The organism is Pseudomonas sp. S09G 359 (assembly GCF_002843605.1).
Classification (GTDB): Bacteria; Pseudomonadota; Gammaproteobacteria; order Pseudomonadales; family Pseudomonadaceae; genus Aquipseudomonas.
This window is the reverse complement of the sequence record NZ_CP025263.1, coordinates 3,070,554-3,095,185: the sequence shown is the minus strand read 5'-3', so window position 1 is coordinate 3,095,185 and position 24,632 is coordinate 3,070,554. Positions and strand designations below refer to the sequence as shown.

Annotated in this window: 21 protein-coding genes; 12 read left to right on the top strand and 9 right to left on the bottom strand. The window is 61.1% G+C overall.

Annotation, left to right across the window (positions count from 1 at the left end; genetic code table 11):
* Window positions 1-22: 22 nt before the first annotated feature.
* Window positions 23-769 carry a YkgJ family cysteine cluster protein gene (locus tag CXQ82_RS13845; protein ID WP_101269845.1) on the bottom strand — a complete coding sequence of 249 codons (747 nt, stop codon included), beginning with the start codon at window positions 767-769 and terminating at the stop codon, window positions 23-25.
* A 254-nt stretch (window positions 770-1,023) separates the two neighbouring features.
* Between CXQ82_RS13845 and CXQ82_RS13840 the strand changes: the two genes are divergently transcribed.
* From CXQ82_RS13840 to CXQ82_RS13820, 5 genes are all read left to right on the top strand, one after another.
* A complete protein-coding gene (locus tag CXQ82_RS13840) occupies window positions 1,024-2,121 on the top strand; it encodes an alpha/beta hydrolase (RefSeq protein ID WP_101269843.1) in 1,098 nt (365 codons plus the stop codon).
* A gap of 13 nt (window positions 2,122-2,134) precedes the next feature.
* Complete coding sequence (locus CXQ82_RS13835) at window positions 2,135-2,857, top strand: NADPH-dependent F420 reductase (protein WP_101269841.1); 723 nt, start codon at window positions 2,135-2,137, stop codon at window positions 2,855-2,857.
* Between the two features lie 79 nt (window positions 2,858-2,936).
* On the top strand, window positions 2,937-3,410 hold the full coding sequence (locus tag CXQ82_RS13830; protein WP_101269839.1) for a (2Fe-2S)-binding protein: 474 nt from the start codon (window positions 2,937-2,939) through the stop codon (window positions 3,408-3,410).
* Window positions 3,411-3,423: 13 nt separating this feature from the next.
* Window positions 3,424-5,664: a xanthine dehydrogenase family protein molybdopterin-binding subunit gene (locus CXQ82_RS13825; RefSeq protein WP_101269836.1), complete on the top strand. Its 2,241-nt coding sequence runs from the start codon at window positions 3,424-3,426 to the stop codon at window positions 5,662-5,664.
* Window positions 5,665-5,779: 115 nt separating this feature from the next.
* Window positions 5,780-6,097 (top strand): c-type cytochrome, encoded by a 318-nt coding sequence (locus CXQ82_RS13820; protein ID WP_101269833.1) that lies wholly within the window; start codon window positions 5,780-5,782, stop codon window positions 6,095-6,097.
* A gap of 20 nt (window positions 6,098-6,117) precedes the next feature.
* Here CXQ82_RS13820 and CXQ82_RS13815 read toward each other — a convergent pair whose 3' ends face one another.
* The 3 genes from CXQ82_RS13815 to CXQ82_RS13805 form a co-directional block, all read right to left on the bottom strand.
* Window positions 6,118-7,389, bottom strand: a complete 1,272-nt coding sequence (locus CXQ82_RS13815) for an NTP/NDP exchange transporter (RefSeq protein WP_101269830.1) — start codon at window positions 7,387-7,389, stop codon at window positions 6,118-6,120.
* Window positions 7,386-7,742 carry an antibiotic biosynthesis monooxygenase gene (locus tag CXQ82_RS13810; protein ID WP_101269828.1) on the bottom strand — a complete coding sequence of 119 codons (357 nt, stop codon included), beginning with the start codon at window positions 7,740-7,742 and terminating at the stop codon, window positions 7,386-7,388. The genes CXQ82_RS13815 and CXQ82_RS13810 overlap by 4 nt, the downstream gene beginning before the upstream one ends.
* 175 nt (window positions 7,743-7,917) lie before the next feature.
* Window positions 7,918-8,436: an SgcJ/EcaC family oxidoreductase gene (locus CXQ82_RS13805; protein WP_101269826.1), complete on the bottom strand. Its 519-nt coding sequence runs from the start codon at window positions 8,434-8,436 to the stop codon at window positions 7,918-7,920.
* Window positions 8,437-8,603: 167 nt separating this feature from the next.
* Between CXQ82_RS13805 and CXQ82_RS13800 the strand changes: the two genes are divergently transcribed.
* Genes CXQ82_RS13800 through CXQ82_RS13785 form a run of 4 tightly spaced genes read left to right on the top strand, consistent with a single transcriptional unit; the run spans window position 8,604 to window position 13,256 of the window.
* Window positions 8,604-9,788 carry a sensor histidine kinase gene (locus CXQ82_RS13800; protein WP_101269824.1) on the top strand — a complete coding sequence of 395 codons (1,185 nt, stop codon included), beginning with the start codon at window positions 8,604-8,606 and terminating at the stop codon, window positions 9,786-9,788.
* The gene (locus CXQ82_RS13795) at window positions 9,785-10,438 is read left to right on the top strand and encodes a response regulator transcription factor (protein WP_101269822.1); all 654 of its coding nucleotides are present in this window, start codon (window positions 9,785-9,787) and stop codon (window positions 10,436-10,438) included. The genes CXQ82_RS13800 and CXQ82_RS13795 overlap by 4 nt, the downstream gene beginning before the upstream one ends.
* On the top strand, window positions 10,435-12,753 hold the full coding sequence (locus CXQ82_RS13790) for an ATP-binding protein (RefSeq protein WP_101269820.1): 2,319 nt from the start codon (window positions 10,435-10,437) through the stop codon (window positions 12,751-12,753). Before CXQ82_RS13795 ends, CXQ82_RS13790 begins: the two co-directional genes overlap by 4 nt.
* Window positions 12,750-13,256: a response regulator gene (locus CXQ82_RS13785; RefSeq protein ID WP_101269818.1), complete on the top strand. Its 507-nt coding sequence runs from the start codon at window positions 12,750-12,752 to the stop codon at window positions 13,254-13,256. Before CXQ82_RS13790 ends, CXQ82_RS13785 begins: the two co-directional genes overlap by 4 nt.
* Here CXQ82_RS13785 and CXQ82_RS13780 read toward each other — a convergent pair.
* Together CXQ82_RS13780 and CXQ82_RS13775 are read right to left on the bottom strand one after the other, a co-directional pair.
* Entirely contained in the window at window positions 13,253-14,146 is an 894-nt protein-coding gene (locus tag CXQ82_RS13780; protein ID WP_256581936.1) for an AraC family transcriptional regulator, read from the bottom strand. The two genes, CXQ82_RS13785 and CXQ82_RS13780, sit on opposite strands and share 4 nt — an antisense overlap.
* A 40-nt stretch (window positions 14,147-14,186) precedes the next feature.
* A complete protein-coding gene (locus CXQ82_RS13775; RefSeq protein WP_101269816.1) occupies window positions 14,187-15,155 on the bottom strand; it encodes an XdhC family protein in 969 nt (322 codons plus the stop codon).
* Between the two features lie 408 nt (window positions 15,156-15,563).
* Here CXQ82_RS13775 and mexE point away from each other — a divergent pair, with 408 nt between their 5' ends.
* From mexE to CXQ82_RS13760, 3 genes are read left to right on the top strand one after another with little or no spacing between them, the layout of a single operon-like run.
* Window positions 15,564-16,805: a multidrug efflux RND transporter periplasmic adaptor subunit MexE gene (gene mexE, locus CXQ82_RS13770; RefSeq protein ID WP_101273783.1), complete on the top strand. Its 1,242-nt coding sequence runs from the start codon at window positions 15,564-15,566 to the stop codon at window positions 16,803-16,805.
* Between the two features lie 15 nt (window positions 16,806-16,820).
* Entirely contained in the window at window positions 16,821-20,000 is a 3,180-nt protein-coding gene (locus tag CXQ82_RS13765; RefSeq protein ID WP_101269814.1) for an efflux RND transporter permease subunit, read from the top strand.
* A complete protein-coding gene (locus tag CXQ82_RS13760) occupies window positions 19,997-21,412 on the top strand; it encodes an efflux transporter outer membrane subunit (RefSeq protein ID WP_101269812.1) in 1,416 nt (471 codons plus the stop codon). Before CXQ82_RS13765 ends, CXQ82_RS13760 begins: the two co-directional genes overlap by 4 nt.
* Before the next feature lie 458 nt (window positions 21,413-21,870).
* Here the strand turns inward: CXQ82_RS13760 and CXQ82_RS13750 are convergent, their stop codons facing one another.
* The 3 genes from CXQ82_RS13750 to CXQ82_RS13740 form a co-directional block, all read right to left on the bottom strand.
* Window positions 21,871-22,818, bottom strand: a complete 948-nt coding sequence (locus CXQ82_RS13750; RefSeq protein ID WP_101269810.1) for a hypothetical protein — start codon at window positions 22,816-22,818, stop codon at window positions 21,871-21,873.
* 393 nt (window positions 22,819-23,211) lie between these two features.
* The gene (locus CXQ82_RS13745) at window positions 23,212-23,589 is read right to left on the bottom strand and encodes a hypothetical protein (protein WP_101269808.1); all 378 of its coding nucleotides are present in this window, start codon (window positions 23,587-23,589) and stop codon (window positions 23,212-23,214) included.
* Window positions 23,576-24,526: a hypothetical protein gene (locus CXQ82_RS13740; RefSeq protein WP_101269806.1), complete on the bottom strand. Its 951-nt coding sequence runs from the start codon at window positions 24,524-24,526 to the stop codon at window positions 23,576-23,578. Before CXQ82_RS13740 ends, CXQ82_RS13745 begins: the two co-directional genes overlap by 14 nt.
* Between the last annotated feature and the right edge of the window lie 106 nt (window positions 24,527-24,632).

The window sequence follows — 24,632 nt, the reverse complement described above, 5'->3', positions numbered from 1 at the left end:
CCTTGCGTCGCCTGTCACCCTTCTAGACCCGGTGAAAAATATAATCAGCCTGGTTTTGCTCAGCCAATGCCACACCGAGCGCATCAAGTTGCGCGCGCAAGGTGTCGTCATCCGCCCGCACCTTCCACGCCGCCGCGGTTGGCGAGTGCTGCCCCGCATCGTAGCGATTGATCGCCGCCAGCAGGGTTGCGTGCGCGGGTAGATACACCGCCAGCGCATTGCCTTTCCACGCCGCAACGTTCAGCCCCAGATCTTCACACACGGCGATCTTTGCCTCGGCATCGTCGCGGTCGGCTTGTCGTGAGCGTTCGACCTGGTCATGCAGCAGCGGGTCGACGATCCGGTCTGTGAACAACACCTCACCCGTTTCCCATACCTGCGGCGCACAGGCCTTGTTTTCAGGGCGCAAGGCTATGAACGGGTTGATTTCCATCGGATAGATACGGCACACCAGCGGCCGCTGGTCATAAATACCGCACCGATCATCCGCACCCAGGTTCGGGCACTGCCCGAGCGCATTTGCGGCCATGACCGCAACGACACGAACGGGGGCACGCCCACTCACCACTTCAACAGCACGCTTCGCGCTGTGGGCGTATTCGCCGGGCTGCGCTGCCCAGGTCGATTCATCGAACGCCTCCAGCAGCACAGCCACATCGTGGCCTCGCAGCAACCATTGCCGGGTTTCACTCAATGTCAGGGGAATCAGGCGGCCCTTGCAGCAAACGCCGCAGCCGTTACAGGCAAATCGAATTGCGTTGTTATTCATAAAACCTACTCACACGGGTCGGGAAAGCCTTGGCACCGGTGAGTATGAAAAGTTAATCGCGCCTGAAATTGCCTTATCCAGCGGCATCATTGCCTGATTCAAGATGTTTGCTGCCCGGCTGTTTGCACAGTCGAGACAGCCACTCAATATCGCCATATCAGGCAATCATCTCCACCGTTTGAGCAAACGAGCGACCAGGGTGCCCACTTATACTTTTTTACTCTCCACCCCCATGCCGCCCCCCGGAGTCAGCCATGAAAAGAAGTGACGTAGACGAAAATCGCCGTATTTTCATTGGTACCTCAGCAGTCGCGCTGTGCAGTGTTGCGATTGCCGGGTCTGGGTTGCTCGCACCAGGCCTGGCGTCTGCTCAAACCAAAGCCGCCTCCGGCCTTACCGTCATTGGCCAGCCTGACCCACAGGGTGTCGCGATCGAGCGTGTGAGCTACCCCAACCGCAATACGGGCAGTCATATCACTGCCAACCTGTTCAAACCCGCCCACTTTGATGCCAACAAGCAGTACCCCGCCATTGTCATCACTCACCCCATCGGCGGCGTCAAAGAGCAAACCGCCGGCCTGTACGCGCTGCGCCTGGCCCAACAGGGCTTTATCACCTTGGCTTACGACGCCTCTTACCAGGGCGACAGCGGCGGTGAGCCACGCTTGATGGAACTGCCTACCGCGCGCGTCGATGACATCAGCAGTTCGGTGGACTTCCTCAACACATTGGCCCAAGTAAATGCCAATCGCATCGGCTCCCTGGGCATCTGCGGGGGCGGTGGCTATGTGCTGAACGCCGCGCAGACAGAGCAACGCATCAAAGCCGTAGCCACCGTCAGCGCCGCGGATATTGGTGACCTGCGCCGCAACGGCCTGGCCAATGCCCGTAGCTATGAGGAGCGGATGAAAATGCTGCAGGACGCCTCGGCGCAACGCAGTCGCGAGGCGCGTGGTGAGCCGATTCGGCTGACCGCGACGGTGCCGGAATCAAGCAAGGATTTTACTCCCAGCACGCCGGTCATGTACCGCGAAGGCTATGAGTATTACCGCACCCCGCGCGGCCAGCACCCGAACGCCCCCGGCCGCTCAGTGTTCTCCGCCCTGCCCGCACAAATGGCGTTCTTCGCCTTTGATCAGATCGAAACTATTTCACCACGGCCGGTGCTGATGATCGCTGGCGCTAACGCCGACAGCCTGTACTTCAGCGAAGTGGCGTACAAGAACGCGAAGCAGCCCAAGGAACTCCACCTGGTGCCCGGTGCAACGCATATCGACATGTACGACAAACCGCAATATGTCGGCCCCGCCGTCGACAAATTGTCAGGTTTCTTCGGTCAGCACCTGGTTTAAAAGGACCCTGCACATGCCACTATTTCTACGCTCCTTCGTATTTGCACTCATTGCATTGTGGACACTCGGGCTATGCCCCATCACGGCCAACGCGACAGAAAAACTGCGCATCGCCGTCATCGGCGCGGGCTCACACGGTGGCACCATCGGCCAACTGCTGGTCAAGGCCGGTCATGGCGTGATGTTCTCCTCACGCAACCCGGCAGAGCTTGATGCGATGGTCAAGGAACTCGGCCCGCTCGCGTCGGCCGGCACTCCCCAACAAGCCGCCGCGTTCGGATCGGTGGTGCTGTTTGCGGTGCCTTATAACGCCCTGCCCCAACTCGGACGCGACCTGGCCCCACAACTGCGCGGCAAAATAGTGCTGGATGCGACCAACCCTCCGCCGGATGAAGCCAATCCCCTCTCGCGCGAAGCCTACGCCAACGGTGTTGGCGAAACCTCGGCCAAGTACTTGCCCGGCACCCGCTTGGTCAGGGCCTTCAGTGCGGTGGATGCGACGGCGGTGAATGCGTCTGCGCGCGGTATCGGTGAAACCTTAGGCGTGCCCATCGCCAGCAATGACCCCGAGGCTCTACAAGTTGCTGCACAGCTGGTACGCGATGTCGCCGGTGAGCCGGTGATCACCGGCGATCTGTCCACGGCGCGCAGCTTTCAACGCGGCGGCGTCGGCTTCAGAGCCAACACCGACGCGCCGGCATTGCGACGCTTGTTGAATTTGCCGCCTGATGCATGACCCGGTGACAGCGGTCGCCAAGTCGCACGCCTGATGTCGAAAACACTGACCCGATTGATCAACAAGAGAGCTGTCAACGATGAGCGTCCTCAATATCAATGGCCGTGACTACACCGTCGACGTCGACCCCGGCACCCCTATTCTCTGGACCTTGCGCGACGCGCTGGGCATGACCGGCACCAAGTTCGGCTGCGGCGCAGCCCTGTGCGGCGCGTGCACCGTGCACCTGGATGGCCAGGCGATTCGTTCGTGCGTCACGCCGATAACCGCCGCCGAGGGGCGCAGGATCACCACTATCGAAGCGGCGACCAACGGCAGTGACCCCGTCGGCACGGCCGTGCACGAGGCGTGGGTCAAACACGACGTCGCGCAATGCGGCTACTGCCAGAGCGGCCAGATCATGAGCGCGACCGCCTTTCTCAAGGCTCAACCCAAGGGCAAGCAACCCACGGCGGCAGAGATCGACTCGGCGATGATGGGCAACATCTGTCGCTGTGGCACTTACGTGCGCATCCGTGCTGCGGTGGCTGACGCCGCCAAAGCCCTCGCCTGACAGGAGCAGCCCCATGCTGAATGATCTTTTCCCAGAGGAGCTGCCTCGCGCCTTGCAACATATGCTGGAGCGCGATCAGGTCGACGGCCCGGCCACCTACGCGCGGCGGAGTTTCTTGAAGATACTGGGTATCGGCGGCCTGGCCCTGGGCGCCTTTCCTCACCTGGCCTTGGCGCAGCAGGCCAACAGCGTTGCGGTGGAGCCGCTGAAGCCGACGCAACAACCCAACGCTTTCGTACAGATCGCCTCCAATGGCGAAGTGACGGTGACCATCAACCGGCTGGAGTTCGGCCAGGGCGTACAGACCGGCTTGCCGATGATTCTTGCCGAAGAACTGGATGCCGACTGGAGCCTGGTGCGCAGTCGCAACGGCACCAGTGATATCGCCTATCAGGACCCACGCTTTGGCATGCACCTGACCGGCGGCTCCAATTCCATCAAGAACAGCTACACCCAGTACCGCGAACTCGGCGCCCGCGCCCGCGCCATGCTGCTGGCAGCTGCGGCGGCGCGCTGGAACCTCGACGTGTCCCGTTTGAGTACCCGCGCCGGCCGCGTGCTTGGCCCGGGGGGCCGCACCGCGAGCTACGGCGAACTGGCTGAGGCCGCGATGGCAATGCCGGTACCGGACCAGGTCAGCCTCAAGGACCCCAAGGATTTCCGCATTATTGGCCAGGCTACGACGCGCATCGATGCCAAGGCCAAGAGCAGCGGCCAGCAGGATTTCGGGATTGACATGCGCCTGCCCGAGCAACTCACCGCCGTGGTGGCGCGCCCGCCGGTATTCGGCGCCAGGCTGGCGGCTCTGGATGACCGCGCAGCACGCGCCATCCGAGGAGTAAAAGCGGTCTATCGCGTGCCGCTTGATGGCGGTGCTGAAGGCGTGGCGGTCGTGGCTGAAGGCTATTGGCAGGCCAAACAGGGGCGTGATGCGCTCAATGCTCAGTGGGACACGGCGGCGGTGGAAAAGGTCGACAGCGAGCAGCAACTGGCCGACTACAAAGTCCTGGCCGGCCGCCCGGGGCCCCAGCATTTCGATGCGGATATGACACCGCTGGCAACGTCGCCGCACACCCTCGAAGCCGAGTTCGTGTTTCCGTACCTGGCCCATGCCCCCATGGAGCCGTTGAACTGCACCGTGCAACTGTCAGAGGGCCGCGCCGAGTTATGGGTCGGTACCCAGTTTGCCGGTGCCGACAACGCGGCGGCCGCACGCGTGCTGAATCTAAAGCCCGAACAAGTACAGATCAACGTACAGACGGCCGGCGGCGGTTTCGGCCGGCGCGGCATCGCCACCTGCGACATTGTGGTCCTGGCCTGTGAAGTGGCCAAGGCGGCACGAACAGCGGGGTTAACCGCCCCGGTGCGCACAGTGTGGAGCCGTGAAGACGACATCAAGGGCGGCTACTACCGCCCCATGCACCTGCACCGCGCGCGCATCGGTTTCGACGACAGCGGCAACGTCCTGGCCTGGGACCACGTGCTGGTCGGGCAGTCGATTGTGACGGGCACCATGTTCGGTGGGCGGGTGAAGAATGGCATTGATCCCACCGCCACCGAAGGCCTGCGTGAGCCTTATCCGATTCCGATGCGCCTGACGGTGCATCATCCCAAGCTCAACGTTCCAGTGCTGTGGTGGCGCAGTGTGGGCTCCACCCATACCGCGTTCGTGATGGAGACCTTGATTGATGAAATTGCCCGAGCCACCCAGCAGGATCCCGTGGCTTACCGGCTGAAACTGTTTGCCGACAAAAGCCCGCGCCATAGTGCAGCGTTGCAATTGGCGGTGGAAAAGAGTGGGTACGGCAAGCGCCAACTGCCGGCGGGTCGCGCCTGGGGTGTGGCGGTACATGAGTCGTTCAGTTCGGTGGTGGCCTATGTCGTCGAAGCCTCGGTACAGGACGGCCGTCCGGTGCTGCACCATGTGACCGCAGGCGTGCATTGCAACCTGCTGGTCAACCCGCGCAGCGTGGAAGCCCAGGTACAGGGCGCAGCCTTGATGGGCCTGTCGATGTGCCTGCCGGGCGGCGCCATCACCCTCAAGGACGGTGTGGTGCAGCAAAGCAATTTTGCCGACTTCAGCGTGCCGCGCATCGCCGATATGCCGGAGTTTTCGGTGCATACGCTGCCGAGTGCGGAGCCGCCCACAGGCATGGGCGAACCTGGCCTGCCGCCGCTGGCTCCAGCGTTCGCCAACGCCATTGCGCAGATCACCGGCAAGCCTGTACGTGAATTGCCCTTCAAGCTCGCCTGAGCAATGCGGTGCAGCCGGCTGCACCGCCTTTTTTGATTGATGAGAGAGAATCCATTTGAACCAGTACCTGAAATTACCCGGGGGCCGCGAGGCACCCCGGCTGGCACACAGCGCCATGCTCGCCACGCTTGCTCTGTCACTCGGCACACTGGCCAGCGCCGTGTGGCCGGCGCAGGCGGTGGCGAGTCAGGCCCTGGTCCAGCGTTACGCTTGCGTGGGCTGTCATCAAGCCAATGCACAGGTGGTAGGCCCTTCCTGGAAGGGTATCGCGCAAAAGTACGCTGGCAGCGATACCACGGCTGAGCAACTGGCAGCCAGCATCAAGGCCGGCGGCAGCGGCAAATGGGGGCCGATGCCGATGCCGCCACAAGCTCAGGTGTCGGACGCCGATGCGCAGTCAATCGCCCAATGGTTGCTGGACGGCGCACAATAATTGCCCTATTCGGCATCAGTTCATTGAACTGATGCCTTGGCTGCCATCCGCCGCTGACGGATTGCCAACCAATAGCACACCCCGCCCCACACGCCTGCGACGGGCACAATCAACACGGCGATAACGCCAAACCCGGCGCCCGCTGCAGTCAGCCCGACCGAAAGCCAACCGCTGAGCGCATCCCCACCGCGATACACCAGGGTCTCGATGACATTCTTGGCCTTGTACTTTTCCTCACGGCTGACGACGGTCCAGAGCACTTCGCGCGCCGGACGCACCACCGAAAATTCAATCGCACGACGCAAGCCCTGCGCCAACGCCACCGTCGCTGGCACGGGTGACAACGCCATTGCAGTGAATGCCACCAGCGTCACCATGGGCAGCGCCACCAGTGCACCGCCGATGCCAACCCGGCGAATCAACGGTCCGGTGAGCAAAAGTTGAAAGGTCAGGGTCAACGCCGAAACGATCAGATCGATGAACGCAAAAAACTGGGTTCTGCTGGCCACATCCGCGTAGCTCCCAGCGACTATCCGCCCCTGCTCGAAGTACAGAAAAGTGGCCGCCGTGGTGTGCAGGAGCATGAACAGCACCAGCCCCAGCAGATAAGGTGAGCGCGCAATCAGCGTGAGGCCGGCGAGCATGCTGCCGCCCATCCGGCGATGCCCTTGCGCCAGGCAGGCCGCCTGCGCTTCGGTACGTTGCAACAATGCCCGATAGCAACGCACCGCCAGTTCCAGCAGCAATGCTGCCGCCAGCGTCAGTGCAATGGGCCCAAGCCGGGTCGCCAGGGTGGCGGCCAGCAGTGGGCCGATGAACGTCCCCAGCGTCCCGCCCGCCGCAATAAAACCAAACAAGCGCACGCCTTGTTCGCTGGAAAAACGGTCGACCAGCACGCTCCAGAAAATCGAGACGATGAACAGGTTGTAGACGCTGATCCACACGAAGAACACCTGGCCAACCTGCACAGGCGCAATTTTTGCCGTAATCAACACACCAAACATCAGCATGGTGACTGCCACGAATCGATAGATCAGCGGGATAAACCGCGTCGCCGGCAACCGTGATACCAACGCGCCGAACAGCGGAACCATCAGCAGCATCACCACAAAAGTCGCGGTGAACAGCCACTGTAATTTGTCGGCGCCACCTTCCAGGCCCAATGCGTCGCGCAAAGGCCGCACCAGGTAATAGCTCGCCAGCACGCAGAAATGAAAGGCGAACCCCAGCACCAGCGCGGTTCTTTCCGCCGGCAAGACGTGCGCCCACTTGAGCGTCCCCGCAGGCGTCATTGCCCCCCACCTTCGGCAACCGGTACTGCGCACACCTGCGCGACCGCATTGAAGGTGCTGAATAACAGCGCGCTGGCGTGATGCTCGCGTGCCAGATGAAACAGGTCGGGCTCAGCCGTTTGGGCGCGTTCAATCGCCAGCTCGCTGTATCGCTTGGAGGGCCACAACAGTTGCATCAGCACCCGGTCGCCGGCCTCACTGACGTGCACCTGCGCGCTGATGAATCCCGGGCAGAGACAGGTGAAGCGCTCGACGCGTGCGATCAACGCCGTTACCAGATCCTGCACATGAAGTGGGTCGACGACGAACTCAACGAACTGGCTGAACTGGGTGCTGCGGTCAGGCGAACGCATGAGGGTCCTCCAAAAAAGCGCACGTGACGCTTATCGATTGGGTAAGTCCTCAGCAGTATGCGGTGCGCCCGGCACGCCACGGTTGCCTGATCGACGCGATTGCTTGCCCGATCTGACGTGGAGAAAACGCAAAAAAGTCCACACCCGCAGGGGCGTGGACTGTGTGAACCAGCAGTTACTGCTTGGCGTGTTTGGCCTGCACTTCAGGCATCGCAGAGGAGTGGTGGTTGAGGATTTTCCACTGGCCACCAACCTGCTCGTAGACGAACGTGTAGCGTGCCTGCACGTGGCGGATCTTGCCGTTCGCCTCGGTCAGGGTGAACGTGTAGACCCCGCTGTCCATCGCCACGTTAGTGCCAAGCTGGCGGATCTCACGGTAGTTGATCTGGCCTACCGGCTTGAGCATCAGGAAGTGATCGAAGTAGTCCGTGATCTGCTCCGGCGTGGTACGCACCTGATTGGATACGGTCGGCTGCAACACCGCGCCCGGGGCATACAAGTCGACCACGGTCTTGACGTTACCGGTCTGCAAGGCGCTGTTCCAACGATCAAACAACCCGGCAATCTCACGGTCTTTTACATTGGCAGGCGCCTGAGCCACTTCGCGGTAGACATAGGGTGACGTCTCGGCAGCCTGCACAAAGGGGGCGCTCAAGGCGAAAATCACGGCGATCGAGACGGTTTTGAAGTTCATTGGGATGCTCCTGTTGTGGGTGAGCACACTTTGCCAATCGCCTGCCCGCTCGCCATCGGCCAATCGGAGTCATTTAACTATGCCATTTGGCAGATGGCGCCTGACCTGCTCGACAGGGTTTAATAGCCTCCCTCGCGCTCGCGAGCCTGTGACTCCGGAGCCCAAGCATGCAAAACACGCCACACGATCCCGGTAGTGCCCTGGCTATCCGCGCGCATTATCGACAATCCGAAAGTCGCACCGCGCGTTTGCGCTTGCTGGTGGACACTGGGCAGGCGTTACCGCAACTGGCGCCTGACGCGATGCGCGAACGCGTGCTGGGCCGGGCGAGCGCGTTTCTTGCGATGGACCACGGGCTGATTCAGGAGTGGGATGTCGAGGGATGCGCCACTGTCACAGCCCGCCATGGCAGCCAGGATCGATTGAGCAGTCTTACCGCCATCGCCGACCGCCGTTTGCGCGCACCGTGCTGGCTGGAGCTGCCGGGAAGCGCCCTGCCGAGTGTGTTGCAAGTGCCCCTGCGCAGCGGCGACGGCGATGCCTTTGGTGTACTGGTGCTGGGCAACAGTGTCAGTCTGCGCGCGCCAGACCATGAAGACAGTGAATCCCTGCAATTGCTCGCCACGCTGCTGGCCGCGCACCTGGATAACCAACGATTGCTGACCACCCTCAAAACCCGCGACAGGACGCTGTCCGAGCTTGTCGACCGGTTGCTGCGCGCCCAGGAAGACGAGCGCAAACGCGTGGCCTACGACTTGCACGACGGGTTGGCGCAAACCCTCGCGGGGTTACATCAGCGCCTGCAAGGGTTTGCCGGCCGTTGCCCGACGCTACCGGGCACGCTGAACGCAGACCTGCAGGCGATTCTGAACCTGGCGCAACACTCGGTGGGTGAAGGCCGGCAACTGATCGCCGGCCTGCGCCCGACAGTGCTGGATGATTTCGGCTTATTCAAGGCGCTGGATAAAGAGGTTGACCGCCTGCGCGAAACCGCCGTCAGCGTGCAGTGGACCGCCGCCTACGCGGGGCGCTTGCCCAGTCAGGTGGAGATCGCCTTGTTCAGAATCGGCCAGGAAGCCATCAACAATATTCTCAAGCACGCGCAGGCCAGCCATGTGGAACTGGCCCTGGCACTGCACGACGGCCAGGCTTCGCTGCGGGTGAACGACAACGGCAAAGGCTTTGCGCTCGAGCAGAAACTCGATAACCCGGGTACCCAGCACCTGGGCCTCGCCACCATGCACGAGCGCGCCAGCCTGCTGGGCGGCCACTTCACCTGTACCAGCGCGATCGACTGCGGCACCCAATTGCACGCCCGCGTGCCGGCCCACCTGAATGGAACACCTCAATGAGCCAACTCTTGCGTCTGGTGCTGGCCGACGATCATGAAGTCACGCGCACCGGGTTTGTCTCGTTGCTGGCCGGTCACCCGCAATTCGAAGTGGTCGGCCAGGCCCGTGATGGCCAGCAAGCAGTGGAGCTGTGCGAACAGTTACTGCCCGACATTGTCATCCTCGATATTCGAATGCCGGTGCTCAATGGCCTCGGCGCCGCCCGCCTGCTGCAACAGCGCCTGCCGGCGATCAAGGTGGTGATTTTTACCATGGATGACAGCCCCGATCATTTGGAGGCCGCGATGAACGCCGGGGCGGTGGGCTACCTGCTCAAAGACGCCAGCCGTAACGAGGTGATCGACGCCTTGCAGCGAGTCGCCGCTGGTGAAGAAGCGCTCAACAGCGCGGTCAGCGCTCGCCTGTTGCGGCGCATGACCGAGCGCAATGCGAATGGCGCGGCGGTAACGGAAAACCTGACCCCACGGGAGCGTCAGGTGCTCGGGCTGGTCGCAAACGGGATGAGCAACCGGGAAATCGGTGAGCACCTGGGGATTACCACCGGCACCGCTAAAGCCCACGTCGAACGCGTGATCGGCAAACTCGGTGCGGCCGATCGCACCCAGGCCGCCGTGCGGGGTATCGCGCTGGGCCTGGTGACCCAGGCATGAGGGGGTTCTACGCCAGACGTTGGGCCAACCTGCCCCTGCGCGGCAAGGCGCTGGTGGTGATTTCACTGCCACTGGTGGTGCTGCTGTTGTCACTGGTGCTGATCTATATCACCGAACGGCAGACCGCCCGCGCCGAAGAGGACGTACGCCGAGTGCTGCGCGTGCAAGGCGATATCCGCGCCGTGCACACGCTGCTGGCCGAAGCCGCCGCCAGCGTGCGCGGCTACTTGCTGACCCGCCGTGACGATTTCCTGCCGGGCTACCTCAACGCCAAGCCGCAGATTGAGTCAGCGTTGCGCCGACTCGACCACAATGTTCGCGATCAACGCGTGCGCGAACAGCTCGCGTCGATCACGCCGCTGATCAATAGCAAAATCGACGGGCTGGAAGATATGCTCGGCGACCCGACCACGAACGCGGCGACGATTACCAGCATTCTCGTCAGCAACAAACACATCCTGGATGCCCTGCGTCAGCACATCGGCACCATGCTCACGCTTGAAGACTCGTTGCTCGCCGAACGTACGGCGGCTGCGGCCGAGACGCGCCAGCGGCTGCTGCTGTCCACCTGGCTGGCGGCCATCTGCGGGCTGTTTGGTGCAATCGTCGCGGTGCTGTTTCTGTCCAAGGGCATTGTTGCACGGGTGCAGCAAGTACAAGGCAACGCGCAACGCCTGGCCCTGGGGCAACCGCTGCGGCCGCAGCCGCCGGAAAATGACGAGATCGGCCAGTTGGGCACACGATTGGTGGAGGCCGGCTTGCTGCTGGCCGAGCGCGAGCGCGCATTGCGCGAGAATGAAGAGCGCTTGCGGCTGATCATCGATGGGGTCAAGGACTACGGGATCTTTGCCCTCGATATTGCGGGCCATGTCACCAGCTGGAACGCCGGCGCAGAACGCATCAAGGGCTACACCGAACAGGAAATCATCGGCCAGCATTTTTCGCTGTTCTACCTGCCGCAGGAATGCCCGCAACACCCGACCATGGCGCTGGATGAAGCCACCCGCAACGGGCACTACATGGAAGAAGGCTGGCGCCTGCGCCAGGACGGCACCCGCTTCTGGGCCAGCGTGGTGATTACCGCGCAGTACGACAGTACCGGCGCCTTGCGTGGGTTCTCGAAGATTACGCGCGACATCACCGACCGTCGCGCGGCAGAGATTGCGCTGGGCACCGCCCGTGAGGAGGCCGAACGTGCCAGCCGGGCCAAGAGTGAGTTTCTCTCGCGCATGAGCCACGAACTGCGCACCCCGCTCAACTCGATCCTGGGCTTTGCGCAACTGCTGGACCTGGATTCGGCGGTGGGGCAAAAAGCGCAAGTCGGTCACATCCTGCGCGCCGGCCAACACTTGCTGACGCTGATCAACGAAGTGTTGGACATTGCCAAGATCGAGGCGGGACGCTTGCCGCTGAACATCGAGCCGATCCCCTTGGCGGGCGCGCTGCAGGAAGCCCTGGCGCTGGTGTCACCGATGGCTGCCGACGCAGGCATCCAGTTGCGGGCGCTGCCCACGCTGGCGACGGATATCGGCATCGTTGCCGACCGACAGCGCCTGACCCAGGTGCTGCTGAACCTGCTGTCCAATGCCATTAAGTACAACCGGCCTCACGGCGAGGTGAGCATTGAAGTCAAGGTCGAGGGGCGACGCATCGGCGTGTCCGTCTGCGATACCGGCAGGGGCATCGCCGCCGATCACATCGGGCAGCTATTCAAGCCGTTCGAGCGCTTGGGAGCCGACCCGAACGTCGAAGGCAGCGGCCTGGGGCTGGCCCTGAGTAAAAGCCTGCTGGAAAAGATGAATGGCACACTGAGTGTGCACAGCCAACACGGCATCGGCTCACGCTTCACCCTGGAGCTGCCCTTCGTGTCCGTGCAGACGCCCAGCGACCCGGCAACCGCCGTGGTCGATACCACGCCGGCGCGCCCTGCCCCCTCGGTCCAGGGCAAGGTGCTGTATATCGAAGACAACCTTTCCAGCCTGGCGCTGATTGAAACCTTGCTGCACCGCAGGCCGGGAATAAAGCTGCTGTCCAGCATGCAAGGCCAACTGGGCCTGGACCTGGCCGCACAGCATGCGCCCCGGTTGATTTTACTGGACGTGTCATTGCCGGACATCGACGGCATCACCGTGCTGCAGCGTTTACGCCGGTCTGCGAACACCCGGCACATACCGGTGCTGATGATCACCGCCGATACCAGCGACCTCACCCGCCAGGCCCTGCATGACGCGGGCGCGACGGCCATATTGAACAAGCCGATTAACGTCCCCGCATTTCTTGCCCACCTCGACCAGTACTTCCCGGAGCCCGCGTGAACCTCGACCTGCGCATTCTGATCATCGACGACCAACGCCCGAATCTCGACCTGGTGGAGCAACTGCTGGCGCGCGAAGGGCTGAACAACGTGCTGAGCAGCACTGAGCCGTTGCGCACACTGGAGCTGTTCAACAGTTTCGAACCGGACCTGGTGATTCTTGACTTGCACATGCCCGAGCTCGACGGCTTTGCCGTGCTGGAACAACTCAATCGGCGCATCCCCAATGGCGAATACCTGCCGATCCTCGTGCTCACTGCCGACGCCACCCGCGACACGCGCCTGCGCGCCCTGGCGCTCGGCGCCAGGGATTTCATCAGCAAACCCCTGGATGCGCTGGAAACCATGTTGCGGGTGTGGAACCTGCTGGAAACCCGCGTGCTCTACAAAACCTTACGCACGCTGGTGCCAGCAGATCAGATTGAGTTGTTGCAGCGGCGCGGTTCAACGGACGGCACCGGCAACAACGAGGCGGCGCCGCCCGCCACTATCCGACGCTGCTAGACGCGGATTCGCTTGATGTCGCGTTGCGGCGGTTCGCCAAACAGGCGGCTGTATTCACGGCTGAACTGCGACGAACTTTCATACCCCACGATGCCACCGGCGCTGCTTGCATCCACACCCTGGCTGAGCATCAGCTGCCGTGCGGCTTGCAGCCGCAGCTGCTTCTGGTATTGCAACGGACTCATGCCCGTCAAGGCGCGAAAATGCTGGCGAAACGTCGACGGGCTCATATGGGCGTGGGCGGCCAGGTCATCCATGCGCAGGGCCTGGCGATAGTTGAGTTTCAGCCAGGCAACGGTCCTGGCAATGTGCTGGCTGGGCGACCCGGCGGCGATCACATGCAGCAGCTGTGGGCCATGGGTACCGCTCAACAGTCGCGCAATCAGTTCTTCCTTGATCAATGGGGCCAAGGTCTCAAGCAATTGCGGCTCGCCGAGCAGATCCACCAGGCGCCGCACGGCATCCAGCACACCGGCGTCCAAGGGTTGTACGGTCACCGCGCGAAATTCTTCCTCGCGCATGCGTTGGGACAGCTTCATGCGGTCGGCGACTTGCATCACGGTGGCGTTGTCCAGCGCCAGCATAATCCCCAAAAACGGTTGCGCCGCACTCGCCTGGCTGACCTGTGAAATGACCGGCAGATCAACACTGGTGACCATGGACTGGCCCGGCCCATAGGTCAGCACTTCACTGCCGACCAATACCCGCTTGCAACCCTGCAAGGTGACGCCAATGCCCAGGCCATAAATACAGTGCATGGGTGCCGTGATGTCGGGGCGCCGGTACAGGTTCAGTCCAGGCAATGCTCCAATCCTGTCGTCATCGCTACCCAATGCCGAGTCCACCGCGCCCGCAAGGCGGCTGACGGCACAAGCCATCGGTTCTTGCATGAGCACAGGTTGCACCTTTGATTCCTTGATCAGCACAGGGTTAGAGTTGGTCACGAACGACTCCGTTGCTCAAGCGAACAATATCCGCCATGACTGCGAGGGCAATCTCGGCGGGGGTCTTGCTCCCTAAGTTAAGTCCAATCGGCGCATGAATGCGCTCGAGCATCTGCGGCGCCAACGCACCAATGCGCTTGACGCGCTCGAGACGCTTTTCGCTGGTCCGCCTGGAGCCCATGGCGCCGATGTAAAAAGCGTTGGTTCTCACGGCCTCCAGCAGGGTCAGGTCGTCCATGCGCGGGTCATGGGTCAACGCCACAATCGCCGTGCCGGCATGGCATCCGCCTGCGGCAATGAACGTGGCAGGAAACACCTTGAGTACTTCCACCCCGGCCATGCTGAAGGCGGCGGTCAACTCGGCGCGCGGGTCGCATACGATCACCTCATAGCCCAAGGCAACTGCGAAACCAGCGCAGAACTCGGCCACCGGGGACAGGCCAGCGATCAACAATCGTTGGGCCGCCCCCACACGAATCCGCACCTGGTCGCCGTCAACCACAACCGGCGCAGTGGCCCCGGCATCGCTCTGATCATGTCGGGCATGTGTGCCAAGCGTGACATGCCGTACCACGCGTTGGCGGCCTTGCAGCGCGCCCAACAATACTGCGAAGTGCGCCTTCGCTGCGCAATCGGGTTCGAACTTTTCGACCAGTACATCGAGCACGCCGCCACACGGCAGCTCCAGTGACGGGGCAAGCCCGCCCTCACCGTAACGCACGACATGGTTGTACTCGACGAACTCATCGCGCCCCAACCGTTCAAGGAAGTCTTCCTCTACACAGCCTCCCGAGAGCGAACCGCAGAACTCGCCTGTCGACAGGGCTGCCAATAGAGAACCGGGCCCTCGCGGTGCCGAACCAAACGTCGCGAGCACCGTGCACAGCCAAACGCAGCGATCTTGTTCGAGCCACGTCGTGGCTTGCTGGATAACTTGGAGATCAAGGTTTTTCATGAAATGCGAACCGGCCCGGCCTTCCTCCGATGAGTGTCTTAATGTCATCGGAGTATGTGGAGTTAGCCGGCAGAGACGATTGCCTGATCAAGGGGATTTATTGCCTATTTCAACAGAAGTCGCAAAACGGGCTTGCATGTGACAAATTGTTTCTGGTTTACGCAGTGCCCAAACTGATCAAGAGCAGATGATGCCGTGAGGCCTATCCGGCAATCGTCGTTGCGATAGCAGCAACAGTCTTTTGTCATCACTCCTATTGATAGCCCCCTAACGAAACCCCCATGCTAGAGGGCTAATCTCGCGCTTATATCATTCCGAATGATAGTTACCTTTGCTTCATTCGATTCGTGACATAGCACCTCGCCGCGCATGATCCGCCCATCTCAAATACATTGGCGGATGCACCTCATGGAACAGTCACTCAAACATTTGCGCTTCCCCCTGGCGATTTTGGCCGTGGTGGTGATGAGCGCGTGCGGCAAAGCCCCGGAACAAGCGGCCGCCATGCCAGCGGCGAAAGTCAGCGTGGCCAAGGTGCTTGAGCAACCGGTCAACGAGTGGGACGAATTCACCGGTCGCCTGGAAGCACCGGAAACCGTACAGATCCGTCCACGGGTCTCTGGCCAGATTGACCAAGTCGCTTTCATCGAAGGCGCTTTGGTCAAGAAAGGCGACCTGCTGTTCCAGATCGACCCGCGTCCGTTCCAGGCCGAAGTGCGCCGCCTTGAAGCCCAGCTGGCACAAACCAAAGCCGCCGCGACCCGCAGCGATAACGAAGCGCAGCGCGGCGAGCGTCTGCGCCAGAGCAATGCGATCTCCGCCGAACTGGCTGACTCGCGTACCACCGCCGCCCAGGAAGCCCGCGCCGGCGTGGCCGGGATCCAGGCGCAGTTGGACCTGGCCAAGCTGAACCTGAGCTTCACCCGCGTGACCTCGCCGATCAGCGGCCGCGTCAGCCGTGCCGAAATCACTGCCGGCAACCTGGTGACTGCCGACACCACGGCGCTGACCAGCGTGGTCTCCACCGACAAGGTCTATGCCTACTTCGACGCCGATGAGCGCGTGTTCCTCAAGTACACCGAACTGGCCCGCCAAGGCCGTCGTGGCGCGACCACCCCGGTGTACCTGGGCCTGTCGAATGAAACCGGTAACCCGCACCTGGGCCAGATGAACTTCGTCGACAACCAGGTCAACCCGGCCACCGGCACCATCCGTGGCCGCGCCGTGTTCGACAACAGCAAGGGCGAATACACCCCTGGCCTGTATGCCCGCCTCAAACTCGTGGGCAGCGGCACCTACTCCGCCGTGCTGATCAACGACGAAGCCGTGGGCACCGACCTGGGCAAGAAATTCGTGCTGGTGATGGACGGCGACAAGCCAGCCTATCGCTCGGTGGAACTGGGGCCGAAGCTCGAAGGCCTGCGCATCGTGCGTAGCGGCCTGAACAAAGACGACACGATTATCGTCAAGGGCCTGCAGCGTGTGCGCCCGGGTTCGCCGGTCGCTCCGGAAACCATCCCGATGGCCAGCAAGGAAACCCTCGCCGCCTTGGCCCAACAACGACAAGCGCTTGAAGCCAGCAACCTGGAGCAAGTGGCGCCGGACAAAACCGCGCCCAAGCTCGCAGCCGCTGCCGCTCCACGCGGTTAAGGGATACGACTCAAGATGAATTTCTCCAAGTTCTTTATTTCGCGGCCGATCTTCGCAGCGGTGCTGTCGCTGTTGATCCTGATCGCCGGCGCGATCTCGTTGTTCCAATTGCCGATCAGCGAATACCCGGAAGTGGTACCGCCGACCGTGGTGGTACGTGCCAACTTCCCGGGCGCCAACCCCAAAGTTATCGGTGAAACCGTGGCCGCTCCCCTGGAGCAAGCGATCACCGGCGTCGAGAACATGCTGTACATGTCCTCGCAGTCGACCGCCGACGGCAAGTTGACCCTGACCATCACCTTCGCCCTGGGCACCGACCTGGATAACGCGCAGGTGCAGGTGCAGAACCGTGTGACCCGGACTCAGCCAAAACTGCCTGAGGAAGTGACGCGTATCGGTATCACCGTGGACAAGGCCTCCCCCGACCTGACCATGGTGGTGCACTTGACCTCACCGGATCAGCGTTACGACATGCTTTACCTGTCCAACTACGCGATCCTCAACATCAAGGATGAGCTGGCCCGCCTCGGCGGCGTGGGCGACGTGCAGTTGTTCGGCATGGGCGACTACTCCCTGCGCGTATGGCTCGACCCGAACAAGACCGCCTCACGCAACCTGACCGCGACCGATGTGGTCAACGCGATCCGCGAGCAGAACCGTCAGGTCGCAGCCGGTGCACTCGGTGCCCAGCCTGCGCCGACGGATACCAGCTTCCAGTTGTCGGTGAATACCCAGGGCCGCCTGGTCACCGAGGAAGAGTTCGAGAACATTGTGATTCGCGCCGGCGCCAACGGTGAAATCACACGCCTCAAGGACATTGCCCGGGTCGAACTGGGGTCGAGCCAATACGCGCTGCGCTCGCTGATCGATAATCAGCCGGCCGTTGCGATTCCGATTTTCCAGCGCCCTGGCTCGAATGCCATCGACATCTCCAACGATGTACGCAGCAAGATGGCCGAGCTGAAAAAGAGCTTCCCGGCGGGTATGGATTACCGCATCGCGTATGACCCGACGATCTTTGTACGCGGCTCCATCGAAGCGGTCGTGCACACCCTGTTCGAAGCACTGATCCTCGTGGTGCTGGTGGTGATCCTGTTCCTGCAGACCTGGCGCGCCTCGATCATTCCGTTGGTGGCGGTGCCGGTATCGTTGATCGGTACGTTTGCGGTGATGCACCTGTTCGGGTTCTCGCTCAACGCGCTGTCATTGTTCGGCTTGGTACTGGCCATCGGTATCGTGGTGGACGACGCCATCGTGGTGGTGGAGAACGTCGAGCGCAATATCGAGCTGGGCCTGGAGCCGTTCCCGGCGACTGAAAAAGCCATGAGCGAAGTGACCGGCCCGATTATCGCCACGGCGCTGGTGCTGTGTGCGGTGTTCATCCCCGCCGCCTTTATCAGTGGCTTGACCGGGCAGTTCTACAAACAGTTCGCCTTGACCATTGCGATCTCGACGGTGATCTCGGCGTTCAACTCGTTGACGCTGTCCCCTGCCCTGGCCGCCGTGTTGCTGCGCGGTCACGATGCGCCCAAGGATCGTTTCTCGAAGTTTCTCGACAAGCTTTTCGGCGGCTGGCTGTTCCGTCCTTTCAACCGCTTTTTCGAAAAAGCCAGCCATGGCTACGTAGGTACCGTGCGCCGGGTGATTCGCGGCAGTGGCATTGCCCTGTTCGTATACGCCGGCCTGATGGTGCTGACCTTCTTCGGGTTTGCCCATACCCCGACCGGTTTCGTGCCGGCCCAGGACAAGCAATACCTGGTGGCCTTCGCCCAACTGCCGGACGCCGCGAGCCTGGACCGTACCGAAAGCGTGATGAAGCGCATGTCGGACATCGCCCTGAAGCAGCCCGGCGTGGAAAGCGCGATTGCGTTCCCTGGCCTGTCGATCAACGGTTTCACCAACAGCCCGAACAGCGGCATTGTGTTCGTGACCTTGAAGCCGTTCGATGAACGCAAGGATGCGAGCATGTCCGCCGGTGCGATTGCCGGTGCGTTGAATGGCCAATACGCCAACATTGAAGAAGCCTACATGGCCATCTTCCCGCCGCCGCCGGTACAGGGCCTGGGTACGATCGGCGGGTTCCGCCTGCAGATCGAAGACCGTGGCAACCTCGGCTATGACGAGCTGTATAAAGAAGTGCAGAACGTCATCACCAAGAGCCATGGCGTGCCGGAGTTGTTCGGCCTGTTCACCAGCTACACGGTCAACGTGCCTCAGGTCGATGCTGCCATCGACCGCGAAAAAGCCAAGACCCACGGCGTGGCGATCAGCGACATCTTCGACACCCTGCAGGTCTACCTGGGTTCGTTGTATGCCAACGACTTCAACCGCTTTGGCCGCACCTACCAGGTCAACGTGCAGGCTGAGCAGCAGTTCCGCCAGGACTCCGATCAGATCGGCCAACTGAAAGTACGCAACAACAAAGGCGAGATGATCCCGCTGGCGACCTTTATCAAGGTCAGCGACACCTCGGGTCCGGACCGCGTGATGCACTACAACGGCTTTATCACCGCTGAAATCAACGGCAACGCTGCACCGGGCTACAGCTCCGGCCAGGCCCAGGCGGCGATTGAAAAACTGTTGAAAGACGAACTGCCCAACGGCATGACCTACGAGTGGACCGACCTGACCTATCAGCAAATCCTCTCGGGCAACACTGCGCTGTTCGTGTTCCCGCTCTGCGTACTGCTGGCGTTCCTGGTACTGGCCGCCCAATACGAAAGCTGGAGCCTGCCACTGGCGGTAATCCTGATCGTACCGATGACGCTGCTGTCGGCCATCACCGGGGTGATCATTTCCGGCGGCGACAACAACATCTTCACGCAGATCGGCTTGATCGTACTGGTGGGCCTGGCGTGTAAGAACGCGATTCTGATCGTCGAGTTTGCCAAGGATAAACAAGCGGAGGGTCTCGACCCACTGGCTGCGGTACTGGAAGCCTGCCGCCTGCGTCTGCGGCCGATCCTGATGACCTCGTTCGCCTTCATCATGGGTGTGGTGCCACTGGTGTTGTCCAGCGGTGCCGGTGCCGAGATGCGGCATGCCATGGGCGTGGCGGTGTTCTCCGGGATGATCGGTGTGACCTTCTTCGGTCTGTTGCTGACGCCAGTGTTTTACGTATTGATCCGTCGCTATGTCGAGCGCCAGGACGCGCGCAAAGCGGCCAAGGCCTTGAAGCTGGAGACACAGCAATGAGTGTTAAAGTCTTTCTGCCGAGCTTGCTGGTACTGGCGCTGAGCGCCTGTGCCGTCGGACCGGACTACAAAACCCAGAACCTGGAGGCGGCCAATATCACGGCCGCCGCCGACACCAAAAGCTACGACCACGCCAAGTACGAAGGCATCTGGTGGCAGCAGTTCGACGACCCTACCCTCAACCAACTGGTCACCCAGTCGTTGGACGGTAACCGCGACCTGCGCGTAGCCTTTGCCCGCCTGCGCGCGGCACGGGCGATCCGCGATGATGCGGCCAACGACATCATGCCGGTGGTCACCAGCCGGGTCAGCAGCGACGTGGGCAAAGGCCAGATCCCGGGCCAGACCACCCGGCGCGTCAACAGCGAGCGCTACGACCTGGGCCTGGACATGGCCTGGGAAGTGGACTTGTTCGGGCGTATCCGCCGTAACCTGGAAGCCAGCGACGCTGACCAGCAGGTCGCCGAAGCGGACCTGTACCAACTGCAAGTCAGCATGATTGCCGAGTTGGTCGATGCCTACGGCCAGCTGCGCGGCGCCCAACTGCGCGAACGCATTGCCCTGGACAACCTGAAAAACCAGCAGGAATCGCGCACCATCACCGTCAGCCTGCGGGACGCCGGCGTGGGTGACCAACTGGATGTGGAGCGCGCCGACGCACGCCTCGCAGCGGTAGAGGCCAGCGTGCCGCAACTGCAAGCCGAACAAGTGCGCGAGCGTAACCGCATCGCCACCCTGCTCGGCCAGCGCCCCGACAAGCTGACCGTGGACCTGAGCCCCAAAGATCTGCCGGCGATTGCCAAGGCGTTGCCGATCGGTGACCCAGGCCAGTTGCTGCAACGTCGCCCGGACATTCTCAGCGCCGAACGCAAATTGGCCGCCGCCACCGCGCGTATCGGCGTGGCCAAGGCCGACCTGTTCCCACGGGTCAGCCTCAGCGGCTTCCTCGGCTTTACCGCCGGGCGCGGTTCGCAGATCGGCTCGGCGGCCGCCAATGCCTGGTCCCTGGGCCCAAGCATTACCTGGGCCGCGTTTGACCTGGGCAGCGTGCGCGCGCGTTTGCGCGGCGCCAATGCCGAAGCCGACGGCGCCCTGGCAACGTACGAGCAGCAAGTGTTGCTGGCCTTGGAAGAGTCGGAAAATGCCTTCAGCGATTACGGCAAACGCCAACAGCGCCTGGTTTCGCTGATCCGTCAGAGTGAGTCCAGCCGCTCCGCCGCCGACCTCGCGGCGATCCGCTACCGCGAAGGCACCGTGGACTTCCTGGTGCTGCTCGACGCACAGCGCGAACGCCTGGCAGCAGAAGACTCCCAGGCCCAGGCCGAAGTAGACCTGTATCGCGGCATTGTGGCGATCTACAAGGCGCTGGGTGGTGGCTGGCAGCCGGAGACGGTGGTGGCTAGCGCCAAGTGATTTAAAGAGCTCCTTTGGTTGGTCGCATCCAGCCAATTTTTTGCCCCGTGGTCCATTCGGTCACGGGGCTTTTTTTTGGTCAGTGGCGTAGCCATTCATACGCAGTGTCGGCAGTAGCAACGGCTAGAAGAAACATGCCGCTAAACATCATGCTCCGAAGCAAATATTTGAGACCGCGGGGGAAGTCCTGCACTTGCTGGCGGTCCAGGACACCGCGCCTTATGTTCCACCATGGCATTGTAACGGCCGCCATGACTGCGCAAAGCCGAACTACTCTCCCTCGTAACGAGTTCCCCCAGAACCTTTTGCTAAAGGTGACAAGGCTACATTTGTCTAAATAGCGTTCCATTTCATCCAGACGTCTACATACCAAAAAAAAGCCAAGCAGGTTGGTGATAAACAGCAGACTCATGACGCCTGCAGCCAACCACAACTTCAGAGGTTGGTTGAATAAGCAGTCAATATTCATAAACTTTCTCACCTAAATACTCACCGAGTTCCCCACCTTTACTTCCCCCAATCGCACCCACAGTTCCGCCCGCGATCAACAAGCAACCTAATGACCCCGGCCCAGTCGTAGGGCCCAATACGGTGAAACATAATGCAGTTGCTAAAGCACCGCCTCCTATCCCCCCCAAAATTCCGCCGCCTAGTTTGCCCACTTGCACATACTTCGCCTTCGTACACCGCTCTTCCCTCCCCGTCGAACACGCCTCCTTGATCTCCAGCGCCGTGGACGCCGTACTCAACGCAATCCCCAACGGCGTCCCCGCCTTGAACACTTTCGCCGTTCTGGTTATGCGCGCAATCCTCTCGGCATAGCGACTGATTTCCCCGCTCTGTAGATAACTCCTGGTGGAGATCCCCAGCATCTTTTTGATCGCCCCTTCATTACGCAAGCCCGTGCCATAACGGGCAAAACCGCGCATCTGCGCTTCCAGTCGGCTAAACAGGACTCGGCGGCGCGACAAGAACTCATCTCGCGCGGATCCGCCGCCTCGATGCAGGGACTGTTTGTGCAACGCTTGGATTTCTTCCAGCGTCTTGACGATGTCAGTCAGGTGGCGATTCCAAGCGTCCCCCGCCGTACCGACCCCGAGCGAGGCATAACCCAGTAGTTTCTGTAGCAGGTCATAGTTCTGCAACGCAAAGTCAGCGCCGCCCTCAGCCATCACACTGTGGCGAATGCCCCAGGCCGCCTGTTTCAAGCGATTTTCTTCCGGCGTACACATCGCCGTCGTCGGGTCCCCGATAATCACCAGTTGGCCGGGTAACACCACGACATTGCGGATGTGGTTATTCAGCATGTCGAACTTTTCGGCAGCCGACTTGCTTAAGTCAAGGCGGGCTTTGAGTTCGATCGTGGTTTGCGGCCGCTCGTTGATAAACGCATAAGGCTGGGCCATGCATTCGGTCCTTGTCGAATGGAGTTGGCCGCAAAATGTAAGGAAGGCGCTGTCGGGTTGTCGTGGCTTTACCGGCTGAATTTCAGGGGCTTTTTTAACTTTGGGAAAAGGGCTACTCAGTAAACTCCAGCATCTGTCAGGAGTGGCTGTCGTCATTGAGAATCAGGCTGTAATAGTGCGCAGGATTCGATCCCGGCAGAGGGGCAAATTGTGGCGATCTACCAGGCATTGGGCGGGGGCTGGCAGACGGATACGGTGGTGGCCAGCAGCAAGGGATGTAACCCGCGTCTTTGGTTGGGCGCATCCAGCGAATTTGTTGCCCCGTAGTCCATTCGGTCACGGGGCTTATTTTGGTTGCTGGTTGCAAGAGCGGAATGCCTACTGAGTATCACTCTATTTAAGTAGCCAAAGAGCCGTGAAGTAGGTGAAGAAAACCACGCCGACGCAATGCATCCCCAAGAATATGTTTTTTAGCCCTCGAGGAAACGCCTGGACTTGCTGCCAATCAATAACACCGCGTTTCAGGCACCGCTTTGGCAGTAGCACTGCCACGGTGATCACAGATAATCTCATCATCCGCCCTCGCGCAGAGTTGCCCCAAAACCGAGAATGAAACACGACAAAGCTGCATTTATTCAGAAGGTGCTCCATGTGCTCTAGCCGTCGATAGGCGAGAAAAACGCCTACCAATACGGCAATAAGAAGCGAAACACATAGCGCTAACTCAAACAAAAAAATGACAAAAGGACTCTGAATATCACCGATATTCATAGAGTTTTTCCCCTACTAATTCCCCACCTAAGTTGCCAAGTGTACCTCCAGCGACACCCCCTGCCGCACCGCCGATTAAGAAACAAGCCAAAGAACCAGGGCCCGTTGTTGGCATCAGCACGGCGATACACAGCGACGAGGCTGCGTACCCTCCAAGGGCTCCTGCTCCAACGCTCATCGTTAGCTTTCTCACCTCCACATACTTCGTCTTCGTGCACAGTTCTTCCCTCCCCGTCGAACACGCCTCCTTGATCTCCAGCGCCGTGGACGCCGTACTTAACGCAATCCCCAACGGCGTCCCCGCCTTGAGCACTTTCGCCGTTCTGGTTATGCGCGCAATCCTCTCGGCATAGCGACTGATTTCCCCACTCTGTAGATAACTCTTAGTGGAGATTCCCAGCATCTTCTTGATCGAACCGTCATTGCCCAATCCTGTGCCATAACGGGCAAAACCGCGCATCTGCGCTTCCAGTCGGCTAAACAGGATTCGGCGGCGCGACAAGAACTCATCTCGCGCAGCCCCGCCACCTCGATGCAGGGACTGTTTGTGCAACGCTTGGATTTCTTCCAGCGTCTTGACGATGTCGGCCAGGTGGCGATTCCAAGCGTCCCCCGCCGTACCGACCCCGAGCGAGGCATAACCCAGTAGTTTCTGCAGCAGGTCATAGTTCTGCAATGCAACGTCGGCGCCGCCTTCGGCCATCACACTGTGACGGATGCTCCAGGCTGCTTGTTTCAAACGGTTTTCTTCCGGCGTACACATCGCCGTCGTCGGGTCCCCGATAATCACCAGTTGGCCGGGTAACACCACGACATTGCGGATGTGGTTATTCAGCATGTCGAACTTTTCGGCAGCTGACTTGCTTAAGTCAAGGCGGGCTTTGAGTTCGGTCGCGGTTTGCGGCCGCTCGTTGATAAACGCATAAGGCTGGGCCATGCATTCGGTCCTTGTCGAATGGAGTTGGCCGCAAAATGTAAGGAAGGCGCTGTCGGGTTGTCGTGGCTTTACCAGCTGAATTTCAGGGGCTTTTTTAACTTTGGGA